At 38.9% G+C, this 14724-nt stretch carries 12 protein-coding genes, 1 tRNA gene and 3 pseudogenes; 10 read left to right on the top strand and 6 right to left on the bottom strand.

The window, feature by feature from the left end; all coding sequences use genetic code 11:
- Positions 1 to 50: 50 nt before the first annotated feature.
- The 4 genes and pseudogenes from AAZO_RS13920 to AAZO_RS43780 all read left to right on the top strand — a co-directional run bounded on the left by AAZO_RS13920 (position 51) and on the right by AAZO_RS43780 (position 4623).
- Positions 51 to 1826 carry a ribonuclease J gene (locus tag AAZO_RS13920; protein WP_013191756.1) on the top strand — a complete coding sequence of 592 codons (1776 nt, stop codon included), beginning with the start codon at positions 51 to 53 and terminating at the stop codon, positions 1824 to 1826.
- A gap of 152 nt (positions 1827 to 1978) precedes the next feature.
- A pseudogene (locus tag AAZO_RS38315) lies at positions 1979 to 2137 on the top strand (IS701 family transposase); the annotation flags it as partial.
- A 496-nt stretch (positions 2138 to 2633) separates the two neighbouring features.
- Positions 2634 to 4286: pseudogene (locus tag AAZO_RS43785) on the top strand (IS1634 family transposase).
- Between the two features lie 109 nt (positions 4287 to 4395).
- On the top strand, positions 4396 to 4623 hold the full coding sequence (locus AAZO_RS43780; RefSeq protein ID WP_013191754.1) for a hypothetical protein: 228 nt from the start codon (positions 4396 to 4398) through the stop codon (positions 4621 to 4623).
- On the opposite strand, the gene AAZO_RS35415 is transcribed toward AAZO_RS43780, so the two are convergent.
- The 3 genes and pseudogenes from AAZO_RS35415 to AAZO_RS38285 all read right to left on the bottom strand — a co-directional run.
- Positions 4592 to 5368, bottom strand: a complete 777-nt coding sequence (locus AAZO_RS35415; protein WP_013191753.1) for a hypothetical protein — start codon at positions 5366 to 5368, stop codon at positions 4592 to 4594. The two genes, AAZO_RS43780 and AAZO_RS35415, sit on opposite strands and share 32 nt — an antisense overlap.
- 15 nt (positions 5369 to 5383) lie before the next feature.
- Positions 5384 to 5662 (bottom strand): hypothetical protein, encoded by a 279-nt coding sequence (locus AAZO_RS38290; RefSeq protein WP_081462786.1) that lies wholly within the window; start codon positions 5660 to 5662, stop codon positions 5384 to 5386.
- A gap of 596 nt (positions 5663 to 6258) precedes the next feature.
- Positions 6259 to 6516 (bottom strand): annotated as a pseudogene (locus AAZO_RS38285) (IS4 family transposase); the annotation flags it as partial.
- A 181-nt stretch (positions 6517 to 6697) separates the two neighbouring features.
- On the opposite strand from AAZO_RS38285, the gene AAZO_RS13900 reads away from it, so the two are divergent.
- From AAZO_RS13900 to AAZO_RS41420, 4 genes are all read left to right on the top strand, one after another.
- A complete protein-coding gene (locus AAZO_RS13900) occupies positions 6698 to 6880 on the top strand; it encodes a hypothetical protein (RefSeq protein WP_041640450.1) in 183 nt (60 codons plus the stop codon).
- A gap of 12 nt (positions 6881 to 6892) precedes the next feature.
- The gene (locus AAZO_RS35410) at positions 6893 to 7042 is read left to right on the top strand and encodes a hypothetical protein (protein WP_187289490.1); all 150 of its coding nucleotides are present in this window, start codon (positions 6893 to 6895) and stop codon (positions 7040 to 7042) included.
- Between the two features lie 268 nt (positions 7043 to 7310).
- Entirely contained in the window at positions 7311 to 7436 is a 126-nt protein-coding gene (locus tag AAZO_RS41425; protein WP_266885069.1) for a hypothetical protein, read from the top strand.
- A gap of 132 nt (positions 7437 to 7568) precedes the next feature.
- Entirely contained in the window at positions 7569 to 7691 is a 123-nt protein-coding gene (locus AAZO_RS41420) for a hypothetical protein (RefSeq protein ID WP_266885066.1), read from the top strand.
- Positions 7692 to 8723: 1032 nt separating this feature from the next.
- On the opposite strand, the gene AAZO_RS13890 is transcribed toward AAZO_RS41420, so the two are convergent.
- Positions 8724 to 8808 (bottom strand) — tRNA-Ser (locus AAZO_RS13890).
- 81 nt (positions 8809 to 8889) lie between these two features.
- Positions 8890 to 9792, bottom strand: coding sequence for a TIGR04168 family protein (locus AAZO_RS13885; protein ID WP_013191751.1), 903 nt, complete (start codon positions 9790 to 9792; stop codon positions 8890 to 8892).
- A gap of 336 nt (positions 9793 to 10128) precedes the next feature.
- On the opposite strand from AAZO_RS13885, the gene nadA reads away from it, so the two are divergent.
- Positions 10129 to 11091: a quinolinate synthase NadA gene (nadA, locus tag AAZO_RS13880; protein ID WP_013191750.1), complete on the top strand. Its 963-nt coding sequence runs from the start codon at positions 10129 to 10131 to the stop codon at positions 11089 to 11091.
- A gap of 308 nt (positions 11092 to 11399) precedes the next feature.
- Here the strand turns inward: nadA and AAZO_RS13875 are convergent, their stop codons facing one another.
- A complete protein-coding gene (locus AAZO_RS13875) occupies positions 11400 to 12305 on the bottom strand; it encodes a hypothetical protein (protein WP_187289489.1) in 906 nt (301 codons plus the stop codon).
- Between the two features lie 689 nt (positions 12306 to 12994).
- On the opposite strand from AAZO_RS13875, the gene AAZO_RS13870 reads away from it, so the two are divergent.
- A complete protein-coding gene (locus AAZO_RS13870) occupies positions 12995 to 14719 on the top strand; it encodes an ABC1 kinase family protein (protein WP_013191748.1) in 1725 nt (574 codons plus the stop codon).
- Positions 14720 to 14724 lie beyond the last annotated feature (5 nt).

Below are 14724 nucleotides of genomic sequence, written 5' to 3'. Positions count from 1 at the left end.
AGAACGCTAACTATCAACTTACTAACACCACACACAATCTCAAGGAGAAAATGGCTAAAAACGAACTTGATTCCACCCTCAAAATTATTCCTTTGGGTGGCTTGCATGAAATTGGTAAGAATACCTGTGTTTTCGAGTACGAGGACGAAATAATCCTGTTAGATGCAGGTTTGGCTTTTCCCACAGAGGCGATGCACGGCGTTAATATTGTGTTACCTGATACAACATATCTCAGAGAAAATCGCCATAAAATTAAAGGAATGATTGTTACTCATGGTCATGAAGATCATATTGGTGGGATTGCTTTTCACCTGAAACAATTTGACATCCCCGTAATTTATGGACCCAGACTAGCAATGGCAATGCTAGAGGGTAAATTAGAAGAAGCAGGAGTGCGGGATCACACCGAATTAAGAACTGTTATGCCTCGCGATATAGTCCGCATTGGTAAAGCCTTTTTTGTCGAATACATCCGCAACACCCACTCCATAGCTGATAGTTTCACCGTTGCTATTCATACCCCATTAGGTGTAGTTATCCATACAGGCGATTTTAAAATTGACCATACCCCGGTCGATGGAGAAAAGTTTGATCTGCAACGGTTAGCAGAACATGGAGAAAAAGGCGTACTGTGTCTACTAAGTGACTCTACTAATTCAGAAGTGCCTGGTTTTACACCATCAGAACGTTCTGTTTTCCCCAACCTGGATCGAGTATTTTCTCAAGCTACTGGGCGCTTATTTGTCACCACCTTTGCTTCCAGCGTACATCGCATCAACATGATTTTGCAACTGGCAAAGAAACACAATCGTGTAGTTACAGTTGTGGGACGTTCAATGCTGAATTTAATTGCCCACGCCCGGAACTTAGGTTATATCAAGTGCGAAGATAATCTATTCCAACCCTTACATACTGTCCGTGGGATGCCAGATGAAAATGTGTTGATTCTGACCACTGGCTCCCAGGGTGAAACAATGGCAGCTATGACCAGGATTGCTAATAAAGAACACCCGCACATTAAAATTTGGGAAGGTGACACAGTTGTATTCTCTGCTAACCCCATTCCAGGAAATACAATTGCCGTAGTTAACACCATTGACAAATTGATGATGCAAGGGGCAAAAGTAGTCTATGGAAGGGATAAAGGTATTCACGTTTCTGGCCACGGCTGTCAAGAAGAGCAAAAGCTAATGATTGCTTTAACTCGTCCTAAGTTCTTTGTACCTTTCCACGGTGAACATCGGATGTTGGTGAAGCACGCAGAAACCGCTCAGAGTATGGGTATACCTGCTGAAAATATGATTATTATCCAGAATGGAGATGTGATCGAACTCACGGAAGAATCTATCCGTGTTGCTGGTAAAGTATCATCAGGAATTGAACTGGTGGATACTACTAGTTCTGGGATGGTGAGTGCAAAAGTCTTGCAAGAACGACAACGCATGGCTTCTGAAGGACTTGTGACCATTGCTGCTGCCATTGATTGGAATGGTAAACTGTTGGCGAAACCAGAAATTCATATGCAAGGTGTGGTGACAAGTATTGATCGAGCACTTTTACTAAAATGGGTACAACAACGCATTGAAGAGATTCTAACCGTGCGTTGGTCAGAATTTGTCACCGGAAACGAAGCAAATGATATTGATTGGGGTGGTTTGCAAGTAATGTTAGAAAAAGAATTGCAGCGTTCTCTTCGTCGGGAGTTACAATGTCAACCATGTTTAACTTTGTTGATGCAAATTCCTGAAGAACCACCTGTTTCCGTAAAAGCTGCTGCTGATGGCAGAAGACGACGGACTCGTCCAACAGCGCAAGTAGCTTCTTAAGATTTATCTCGCGCAAAGATGCAAAGAAGCAAAGGTGTTATTTAGCATCTTTGCTCTTTCTATTTAAACCAATCATTTTAGGACTTACCCACTGAGAAAGTAGCAAAATAGTGTAGTGATAAAAATGTCATCTACTTAGCAGGTATCGGAGAATTGGAGAAATAACCAAACCTGCTACAGCAGAATGGAATCTGGAACATTACACTCTGCTTTTGCTATCATAACTAAAGCATCGGGGATGTTGTAGATTGGCAGAGATATTGGAAAACGTTTCACATGATAGTGTGAATAGATTATTCCTCAGAGAGAGATAGGAACAGAAAGATTTATTCGATACAGTAAAGGAAATCATAAATATAGTAGGAGGTATCCCCTGAATACTTCGGGGGAAGAAGTTATTCAGGCATCCATGAGCAACCAAAAGGATTGAGAGCAGATTTTTAGTTAAAAATAGTCGCCAAACAGGGAATATTCCCAACCTTAGAAATGCGGTCACGAATATATTCAAAAAAGCTAATTCCCAACTTACAAGTAGTAGCAACAAGAGAGATAAAAGTATCCCAAGTCTGAGTCCCTTCGAGCCCTCCTTCCGCACCCTAACTGTCACAGATAGTAGTACACAATAACTAAAGCTCCTTCAAGGAAAAAAAGGGTTAATAAGAACAAGTATGATTAAAATGGCAATAGAGTGAGAGAATAAAGTTTTGTAAAGAAGATAAAAGAAAAGAAAATTTAATGATTTAAAAATTAAATTAGAACAGAAGAAAAAATGATGTAATCACAACAGGAGTTGTGGATAATTCTTTTATGAAATCAAAGCTTCAAAAAATGGAAATTCAAAACCTAGACCATTTAGGCATAGTAGCAGGAATAATAGACGCCATAGGAGTAGTAGAAATAACCGTTGGAATTGGAGAGAAAGTAAGTCCGTGTCATGTAGTAAAAGCCATGATAATCAACGGGTTAGGATTTGTATAAAAACCCTTATATATGATATTTCCCTAAGATTTTGAAACAATCCCCTGTGACCATCTAATAGGACCAGGAGTAACACCAGAATATCTCAAGGATGATAAACTGGGGAGAGTCATGGATAAACTATTTATAAAAGGATTGGATAGAATATTTTTTATTGTCGCCTTAAAAGCAGCCCAAAAATTTTTGGAGTATCCCTATGAGCAGGCCATCTAGACTCATCATAAATGCAGATACATGGGCAATATAATACCAGCTTACCAGAAGTAATATTTGAGAGTCAAAAAGTAGGAAATAATCAAGAAATAGAAGAATTAGCAGTAAAATCACCAAAAGAAATAACCATTACCTACGGTTATTCTGGTGACCATAGAGCGGAGTTAAAACAGTTCATCATAGAAATGATATGTTCAGGAGATGGAGACATACCAATATATATTTTTAAAACTAGCATCGGGAAACCAAGCAGATTCATCATGCTTCGGTAAAATAGCAGTAGAGTACCAAAAACAATTAAAACTTAACAGTCTCATAGTAGCAGACTGGTCCTTATATACAGAATCAAATCTAAAAATGATGTCAGATTTAAGCTGGTTATCTCCAGTACCATTAAGCGTAAGATCAGCACAATGATTAATATGAATATTACCAGAAACAGAATTTGTTAATAGTAACTTACCCGGATATAAACTAGCTTCAAAAACAGTAAATTATCCAGGAATAGAACAAAGATGGTTAGTAGTGCAAAGTCAAGAAAGAAGAGAATCAGACCTGGGTAAACTCTCACAAAGAATTACCAAGGCACAATCAAAAGCTGTACAAGATTTCAAAAAGTTATCACCAGAAAAATTTGCTTGTGAAGCTGATGCTATCAAGGAGTTATCTAAACTATTCAAACAATTCAAATATCACCGAATTAACCATAGTAAAGTTACTCAAATCAAATCTAAGAAAAAATATAGTTCAGGAGAGATACCCTATGAAATATCAGCTACATTCTCCCAGAATGAAAGTAAAATTAATAGAGAATTTCTGAGGACAGGGCCTTTTATTATTGCTACAAACTTTTCGGATTCAAATGAACTTAGCCATGACTCCATCTTGAGTGAATATAAAGCTTAACAGTCTTGCCAGAGAGGGTTTGCTTTTCTCAAAGACCCATTATTCTTTGCAGACAGTATTTACCTAGAAAGTCCAGAGAGAATAGAGTCCCTGGGAATGATTATGGTTTTATGTCTGCTGGTTTATACTTTAGCTCAATGACAAGTTAGAACCACCTTGAGAGAGTCTAGATCAAGAGTAAAAAATCAATTGGGCAAACCAACTGACCGCACCAGTTTACGCTGGATTTTTCCATGCTTTCAGTCTATTCGTTTAGTTACACTTAACCAAGAAAAACACATCTGTTACTGGACTCAAGAGAGAGATTTCATTGTGAATATTTTACCAGAGCATTGTTTTCCCTACTATCAATTACTTACCTAATTTTTCTCTCTATTAATTTAATTTCTATGAGAAAATAACCTCATCTCTCTGATTTATAGCTCTATTTTAATAGAATTTCTTTTTTCACTTCGATTTATTAGTCTAATTTATGATTTATCTCTTGAAAATCTTCATTTATCTGTTGACTCCTCTGGGCGGTGTTCTTTCTTATTACTCCTTATTGAGAATAGCTTTTGATGCTATTTTTGGTGCTTTACTGTTTCTCCAATGCCTTTTTTTACGGCACTTATTTGTTCTTATACTTCCTTGCAGTTTTCCTCTCCGTAATTTCTCTCTGTGGCACTTTAGGGTGCCGAATGTGGGTTCGAGAGTCTGAGTGGCATAACTAAGATTACCTCGCTGCACCATAGCATAGTTCTAGCAGCTAACTCAGCCGGGTTATTGTGCAAAGGTAATTCAGGATGCTCTAAAACATAAAGCAACTCAGAAATTCTGACCAGAGTTAATGGTTTTCGCTCATCTGATTGTCGATAACCACTGTCAGTGTGGAACAACTTCCAAAACTTACACCGGAGTTTATTTGCTGTTTGCTGACTGGGAGAATCTTGACAAGGGAGTAAGTCTCGGTAGTAATTCCAGAAATCATCCAGGAATTTATCTAAAACCTTTTGGTGACAAGCAATAAACGCACTTAACTTCTTATAATTTCTTCCTTCATCTACCCAACACAAAGCGATATTATCATTCAGTAACTTCAATTGAGGAGCATCATTACAGACCAGAGTTTGCGCTTTTTGCACCACTGGCCAATCAGTTTGTTGATGATAGAAAGCAATAACTGCTGCTTCCATAATCCGAGTCCGTTGTTGTGAACCCAGTTTAGGTAGATGTGTATCCAGTAGGTTATGAAACTCTGCCTCACTCAACACAGTTTCTTGAGGCAATACTTGGAGAGCATTTCTCCATTTAGTTGGTAGTTGAAAATGCTCGAGCAAGTCAATATTCTCTAGGAACTCTAACAAATTGCCTTGGGTCATGTTACCCCCATAGTACAAGCTGATAATCAGGGTTTTTATTCCTAAACCGAATTCTCCCTCATAACCCCAAGGAGGTTCTGCCAAATAGGTTCTTCCTTCTCATGGTGAGTAGTATTTCTCTTTCCGCAAGAGTACGTTATCGGCTGCCAGGATGATGTCTTGGATGATTACTTCTTCATACCCTTTGAACTGTGCCTGTCCTGGGAGTAATTCTTGGGGATATTCTAGTATTTCTTCTCTGTCTATTTTAATCCCAGCCTTCTTACTGCCTTTGTTGTCCTTTTTTGGTGTTTGTCGCTCTTTCTCCGATGAGTGATTGCTTGTGAACCCTTTTTGATTCTTGGCTTTTATCTTTGCCTGACCCTTTTCTCCCTTCAATCGGTTGTTTTCATCTCTTAACCCTTGATTTTCTGCCCGTAATTCTTTAACTTCTGATTGTAACTGATCTCTTAGATTCAGTCATATCTCTACTTTCTGACCCATGGATTCCTCTGCAATTCCTTTTCGCTCAATGCTTTGGAGCAACTCTGTTTGTGATAAGTCTTTTGCTAAAATTTTTTGCCTCATGTCTCATATTTTATAACGCCCTGTGTCCCACCCTCAACTTTTTCTTTTTTTCTCTTACCCCTACTTATTCCGCCGATACGTTTTTTAGTCGCTAATTAAACCATAAGTAAACTACAATTAAAGTATATATTATCAACACTACTTAGGTAAAGACTTTTACCTAGCGAGAGCTTATTCTAACTCAGTACCAGTCTCAAGGGTAATTGAATTGGTAGGAGCACCAAATAATGTTAAATTACCAACTAGAATTGATGATCCTGAAAGTAATAGCTAAGAACGAGTATCATCTTGAGTAATTAGTAGTTGTAGTAAAAGTACAGTCTGAAGGGGGGAGGAAATCAGCTAAAAGATAGACTCTATAAGCCTCATACTTCTTAGACCTTATTGATAGATACTACTATTAAAATTAATTTCATTAATTCCGTAACCAAATCCATACAAATATCCTTGAAATTGACCCAAGTTTGACCATATCAACCGAAATAAAAACTACTATGTCTTAGTTCCGACCGAGCATATTCTTTAATACGAGCAATATATTTCTGTATTCCTTTACGTTTAATCTATTGACCCTGAATTGTTGCAGAAGAGTAAGTAATTGCTATCAATAAAACTAGCGAAATAAAGCGTTAACCAGTTACATGAGTAACTTCTAAAATATAGCCTCTTTCCTGGAGGGCAATAATTTAAAATGGATTGGGAATGCTCTTTTACCACAAATGACGCTCACCATAAATGAATTTATCCGGTTCCAATTGGTTCTATCAATTGCTAAGTCAATCCTTTGTAAGGATTCAGGTGGTGGAGTATTAACAAGTGTGATAGGTGAGGCAGAATATAGCAGTTATGGAAAAGAAGCTGGGACCAAAACTAGACAGAGACATATTGAAGCAGTTGGGAACAGAGCAACTGGTAGGAGTCATTATTGACCAGGGGAAAAGTATAGAGAACCTAATAAATAGAGTAGTAGAATTGGAAAAAGAAATAGAGAAACTCAAAGTCAGTGGAGATTTAGAGACCATAACATGATCCAAACCACCCTTGGGAGACATCCTCAAAGAAACCGAGAACAAACAAGAAGAGAAACCAGAAGAAAACCAGACACGAAAGCGGAAACTAGGAGGACAACCAGGGCAGAGGGGAAAAAGGAGAAAGGTGTTTGTTGGAATAGATAGAATAAATTTGAGATAGTGGGACGGCAAGTCTATGGATGGTGAAGTCAGGGGCACTTGTTTGGCGAACCAATAAAAATCCAAACACAACAAGTAGGGACTTGGTGGACAGGCCAATCCAAATAGTAGAATATGAAAGATATACGTGGACTTGCAGTGTGTGTGCGGAAACAGAAAGGGCACACTGGTCACCAGAGATAGTACCGGGACAAGATATAGGAATCACACTACAATCTTGTTTGGGATGGATCAATAACTAGGGCCATTGAGCCTATGAAAAACAACACTTGTTGTTGTGGGAACTGGGTCAAATAGAAATTGGAGTGGGAACATTAGTAGGTACCAATGAAGGAATAGACAGTACAGTGGCTCAAAGTATTCATAGCCTCAAACAGTGGATAAAACAAACCTAGCCTCATATCCTTGGGGATGAAACACCCTGGGTAGTCAAAGGGCTGAAACAATGGTTATGGATTTTTGCCAATAGTGACTTTCCTTGATTTCATGGGTCTGATACTCCTTATCCTGGCGAATTAGAATCGATTGTGGGGTCAAGTTACTCTGGTGTACTCAGTTCTGATGACTTTACTACCTATAACGGTTATGCGGTCACAGCTCAACAGAAATGTCAGGCACATCTACCCTACCCCGTCACTTCAAGACACTAATCAAGATTCCTGGCTTCAATCACCAAGAAATTGGCACAAAATTCATCGACCTCATAGATGAAGGTTTTAAAAACTACCCTTTATTCCAACAAACCCAAAACCTTCATGAATTCTTGACTTGCCCATCCTAGTTTCAACCAAAAGTTGAATCTTCCATTCATTGATTGATCAAGCCCCAGGGGAACCTGGTAAACTTTTACCTTCCTTAGGCAATAGACCTTGATCATAATTTAGCTGAACCAAGGTTAGATTTAGCACTGATACAAGGAAAAGTCTGTGTTAGTTCTATTTCTCTGGCGCTATTCCAGCATACTGCCAATTTATTGACGGTTACACAAACTTGTCGCCGTCAAGCACTTTCTCTAGTTGAGTTTTTTGACCAACCTATGAAAGCTATGGTTCACTCTGCTTTCTATACACCTTTTTTAATCCCTCTACCTTAAACCTGAATCCTTACAACTTCAGAAGGTATTCTTATCGTTCTTGATGAACTAGAAAAACAGGACTTTAGCTTATCAGAAAATATTATTTTAAGATATTTATCTGCTCTGCAGGCTTTAATTAATGCACTACCTAAATATCTTTTCTTAATGGTTGCTGTAACTATAGATCCTCTTAATCTTTACCGTGAAATGCTTCCAGCTATTAGAGGTCATCTTGCTAACGAAGTTCAACTTTCACCTATAAGAAATGAAGAAGAAGCCGTAAAATTATTCCGATTTTATTTGAGTCACGCGAAGAAGGAAGCTAAAAATTTCTCACAAGACAGACATGGCAAGGAGGAAGTCATATACTCTTGCATGAAGATTCCTCTAGACTGTTGTTTTATCAACTATTGAAGGGTAGCAACATTCAAGGTGTACGTCAGCGCGACTACCTGAATGCTTTGTATGATAAAGAAAATGAGTCTATTACAGCATTGCTTTAGTTAGAACTTACTGATAAATAGTTTTTCCTAACTTGAATAATTCAAGAGGTACTAAGCAAGAACAAATCAAAGTGTAAGCCGTTGTAAAAATTAAGTTTTTTCAACGGAGAGGGGGAGATTCGAACTCCCGGAGGTTTTAGCCTCATCCGATTTCAAGTCGGACGCAATCGACCACTCTGCCACCTCTCCAAATTATCTGTCAGGGTGTTGGACACAAAAACTGACAGACAAAATCATAACCTATAATTACGCAGATTGCACCACTGAAGGTTAAGAATTATAAAGAAGTTCTTCTGATACCACTCGGAAGTCATTACTCACCCAAATCGTAGAAGCCTTTGTCACCACACTCCCTTCTAGGGAAACCAGGGAAAAATTCCGTAATTTTACGCCATCTATTTCGATAATTCGCGGTACATTAGCTGCATTTAGGTAGATGATTCCTTCTGGACTTCTAAACACAGCCCTTCTTTGCGTCTTCTTAGTATGGCGAAGGGTGCGGTGCATGTGACCAAAGGTAACTAAGGGGATGGTTTTTGCTGTGTTGAGACATAAGGAAATGGCTTCAGCTAAGTCTGGATCACCAAAGTCACCACCTACAGGATGCCAATCTTTCCCACAGGGGTCATCTGGGCGATCACCTAAACCACTTGGTCCATTATGTCCTAAAAAGATGATATTCTCACAAGCTGCACTTTTGACTACCTGAAAGATTTTTTCAGCGGACTCTTCCAAGCAGGAAATACCATAGCGTTCTGCACAGATATCCGCAAATCTCCACTCGTGGCCACCCCAGGTAAAAGGACGACCTCCCACCACAGTCAAATTCCACTCCGGGAAATCTAACTTGCTGTAACTAACATGGGCAACACCTAGTAAATCTAGCTGTTTTTGCAACCAGTCTTCCTTCGTTCTGTCGTAGGGACACTTTTTTCTTCCCCATTCAGTAGCAGTATACCAAGCATCATGGTTTCCCATTACGGCAGCCTTAGGAATGTCCAGAGAAGCGATCACCCGCACCACCTCTACCGACTCATTCCCAAAATCCCCCACAAACAACACTAAATCAACACCCAAATGCTTGAGTGCTAAACCATCTTCTACTTCCCATTGCTCATGAACATCGCCAACTACAGCAATTTTGAGACTTAATTGAGTTTTTTGACTGGTCATGCCACTTTAAAAAGCCATATATCTCCAGGATATGAAACTCCACCGAATTTGCACATTATTAATTGCGAACATAAATGTTCTTTTTTTGGTGAAAACTACTATAATTGAATGGTAAAAACTACTATAATTGAATCAAGGAATACAGAAGTTTAGGACTTCCGTAGTTAAAAATTTCATACGTTCTTAGAAGAACTTAAATTCTAGCTACCAATCAGTAAGCAAGTTTCATATTGGTGGGGACTTGCTATTGCAAAACCTCTACTTCTGCACATCCAACAACTCCCTGATTCTTCAACTCACCAAATCATTATTTACCGCTAAAAGCAACTTCTAACTGTGTTTACAACTACACTTGCTCAAAAACCAGGTACACTACCACTAGATTTATTTACCGCCATTGAGGATTTAAAGCAGGAACTCAACGCGGTCATATTGGCTCATTATTATCAAGACCCAGATATTCAAGATATCGCCGACTTTATTGGCGATTCCTTACAACTAGCAAAGGCAGCAGCCCAAACTAACGCCCATGTTATTGTATTTGCTGGTGTTCACTTTATGGCCGAAACTGCAAAGATTCTTAACCCTGACAAATTAGTATTGTTACCAGACTTAAACGCGGGTTGTTCTTTAGCAGACAGTTGTCCTCCTGATGAATTTGCAGCTTTCAAAGCCGCACATCCTGATCATCTGGTAATTTCCTATATTAACTGCTCTGCAGAAGTTAAAGCCATGAGCGATATTATCTGCACCAGTTCCAATGCGGTAAAAATTCTTCAGCAAATACCCAAAGAACAGCCCATCATTTTTGCACCCGATAAAAATTTAGGACGCTATCTAATCCAGCAAACCGGACGAGATATGTTGTTATGGCAAGGTAGCTGCATAGTTCATGAAACCTTTTCTGAAAAGAAAATTGTCCAGTTAAAAACCATACATCCTGAAGCCGAAGTGATCGCACACCCAGAATGTGAAACTAGCGTTTTGCGCCACGCCAGCTACATCGGTTCCACAGCAGCCTTATTGAATTATTGTCAAAAAGTCCCTGCACAAGAATTCATTGTAGCTACAGAGCCAGGCATCATCCACCAGATGCAAAAACTCGCACCTCACAAACACTTTATTCCTGCACCACCTGACAACAACTGTAACTGTAATGAATGTCCATTCATGCGTTTGAATACTTTAGAAAAGCTGTATTTAACCATGAAAAATCGTACCCCAGAAATTACGATGTCCGAGGACATCCGAGTTGCAGCACTCCGTCCTATCCAACGGATGTTAGAAATGAGTGTTTAATTAAAATTACATAGGGCTTGCTGAAAAAGTTGTTCGTGACGATTAGGAATCAGGAGTCAAGAGTCAGAAGAAAGAAGAGGAGGATTTAGAAGAATCCAGAATGTCAAAAAGTGTTTGAGTTTTCATGGTATCAAGGCTTATTTCCTGCATCTTATCCACATTAGATGACCCTTAAACGATTTATCCAGGTTGTCAGTTTATATGGCTTAACGCCAAGCTAAGCTATCAGCAAGCCCTACATAGTTAGTAGAGACACTTGATTAAGTGTCTCTACACAAATTTTGATCTGTAACTAAATTTTTTAACTCTTAATTTTCCACAGGAATTGATTTGGTTTTTTCTGCTTCTTTTTGTGCTGCCTTACTATATTCCTTATATAATTTAGTTCTAATTTGAGCCTCTTGATAACGGCTATGACCAGCAGAAACCTGATTCATTAAATCAGAAGCTCTTTGCCATCTAGCAGCTAATTCCCACCACTGAGTTGAAGTTATAGCTACTTTACCAGCGGTAGTAGCCTGGTTAGCAAGCCTGACAGCATCTGCAAATGAATCATTCGCGGGATTAGAAAAACTTTTCTTATCATCAGGAGATAATGTTGGTGATTTGATTTTGTTTGTTGTTTGTAAATATGGTGAAACATCTAAAGGAAACAGATTCTTAAGTGCTTTTCCTAAAGGAGAATCAACTTGACCAACAAATACAATAATTATGGCTAAGCCAGTGGCTGCTAATACCAATTTTCTAACTGAAATTTTCTGTTTATATTTGTTACTTAGTAAAGGTTGAGATTTAGGGAGAATCGGTTTTCTATATTCAGTAGAAACTGCTTTTAAATCTTGAATTAGTTGCTTGACAAGACCGGGCTGAGAGAGAGTAGTTTCCTGTGACCACAGGAATTGATTAGTGGGATTGCGATTAATTTCCTCCAACCATAATAATTGTTCTTCCCTGACAATTCTACAGTTAATATTGACCGTGCGAATATTACGGGGTGCAATTGAATCAAGAATTTGCTGAACTTCTTGCACCAAGGTAGATTGATCAAGTTGTTCTTCCGTAGCTGCCTCACACAAAAGTTGTAAGACACCATCAGCGAAAATAGCTCTAGTTCTGACACCAAAGATAACTAGTTTTTCGTTCAACAGTTGAATAATTGCCGCAACACTACCTTGGCGAGCTTGCCAAGCGATATCGTTTATTCTATCTACCATTGGATACTTTGTGATAGCTCTTACACCCTGACCTGTTAACTGATTCATTAAGTTAGTAAACGGTTCTTACAAAGAGTACCTAGTTTAAAATTGTATGGGTAAATATAAGAAGTTGCCAGGTTTTATTATAAATAAATTGTTATCATCTTAGTCTACAATTCCCAGATGTGAATGCAAAATGTTGTATTTCTGAAGCATTACAGCAGAATAATTTTAGTAGAAATGAGATTCTTCGCGAATAAAAACTCCTAGACTCTATATAGGCAATTACTACCTAGCTTTGAAATACTGTAATTAGCTAAGGCTAATAGCTGTAGCCTTGCTCAACTTAGCTGTGCATATTAGAATTCACTGCAATGAAAGCAATTGCAGAAGATAATGCAGGGTATGATGCTGGAATCAAATTATTGAGAAAATATAAAATAGTCCACTTATAAGATCAGATTTTGTACTTTTATAAAGTATAATTAAGAAAATGATAAAGAACTCTAGGCAGTAAAGATCCGCTTAGTTTGCCTTATTTATTACACTAGAATTTCTAGAAATAAGTAAAGCGTAATTCTTTCTTGTAGCTAAAACAGAAAGAAGCTCATTACTCCACCTAAAAATCTTGAGTATTAACCAGCTTGTAGCTAAAAAAACAAGCAACCGAAATTGTAAAGTTCCCAGTTGAAGAGGCAAATAAAGGCGTGGGTCAGTATCAACCTGCTCAACTACAGCAGTATAATCCAGACGCGATCGCTCGTTACTACCGTTACCGTCCCTGGTTAGCTTGGGGCAGACTACTGAGAATAATCTTCTCCTTTGCAAGCTTTATACTCAGTCTCAAGTGGGATGAATGGCAAAATCAAGTTGAGCAGAATCAGGGAAAACGAGCCACCCAATTACGAGAACTGCTCACCCACTTCGGACCCACTTTTATCAAAGTAGGTCAAGCCCTCTCCACCCGACCAGACTTAATCCGCAAAGACTTTTTAGCAGAACTGGTGAAGTTGCAAGACCAGTTACCAGCCTTCGACCATAACTTAGCGCAACATATCATTGAAACAGAACTAGAACGATCCATTGACGAGATATTTAGCGAACTATCACCCAAACCTGTAGCAGCTGCTAGTTTAGGTCAAGTATATCGAGCTCGTCTCATCAGTGGAGAAGAAGTCGCCGTCAAGGTGCAACGCCCTAACCTGCGTCCAGTAATAACACGGGACTTATATTTAATGCGTTGGGCTGCCAGTTGGCTAACTCCTTGGTTACCCCTCAATCTCGGCCACGATCTAACATTAATTGTCGATGAATTTGGCACAAAATTATTTGAAGAAATTGATTACATCAATGAAGGTCGTAACGCAGAGAAATTTGCTACCAACTTCCGTGACGACCCCCATGTCAAAGTTCCGTCTATCTACTGGCGTTATAGCAGTAACCGGGTTTTAACCCTAGAATGGATTAACGGCTTTAAACTTACAGATACGCAAAGTATACGCCAAGCAGGTTTAGATCCCGAAACAATCATCCAGATTGGAGTTACCTCTGGTTTACAACAACTCTTAGAACATGGCTTCTTTCATGCCGACCCCCATCCAGGTAATTTATTTGCCGTTACCGATGGTCGCATGGCTTACATCGACTTTGGCATGATGGATCAACTAGAAGAAACTACCAAAGAAACATTGGTAGATGCCTTAGTACATCTTGTCAATAAAGATTACACCGACTTAGCCGAAGACTTTGTAGAACTTGGCTTTCTCGCTCCAGGTACCAATATTACCCCAATTGTGCCAGCATTAGAAGCTGTGCTGGGAAATGCCATCGGTAAAAATGTCAAGGACTTTAACTTCAAAACCATCACCGATCAATTCTCTGAGTTGATGTATGAATATCCCTTCCGAGTTCCCGCCAAGTTTGCCTTAATTATTCGTTCCTTGGTGACACAGGAAGGTATTGCCCTGAGCCTCAACCCCAATTTTAAAATCGTAGAAATAGGTTATCCCTACATAGCACGACGGTTGCTAACAGGAGAATCTGTAGCATTAAGACGGCGCTTACTCAATGTGTTATTTAAAGATGGTAAATTCCAATGGCAGAGGTTAGAGAATCTAATTTCCATCGCTCGCACTGATGTAGAATTCGATGTTTTACCTACAGCGAAAATGGGATTACAATTCTTACTATCTGAAGAAGGTAAATTTCTCCGTCGTCAGTTGGTGCTTGCCCTAACTGAAGATGACCGTTTGCACACCGACGAAGTACAAAGACTCTGGAACTTAGTCAAAGATGACCTACCACCAAATCGGTTATTAAATGTAGCGTTTGGGATTTTGACGGAGTTATCTAGAGAAGGTGTAGCAGCTATTCTACCAAAAGCTACTTCTTTGATTTCCTTTACTAATAACCAGTCACCAAGTTTAAATTAATTTAA

Source organism: 'Nostoc azollae' 0708, assembly GCF_000196515.1.
Taxonomy (GTDB): domain Bacteria; phylum Cyanobacteriota; class Cyanobacteriia; order Cyanobacteriales; family Nostocaceae; genus Trichormus_B; species Trichormus_B azollae.
The sequence above is the reverse complement of the archived record's forward strand: the minus strand, read 5'-3'. Positions and strand labels throughout refer to the sequence as shown.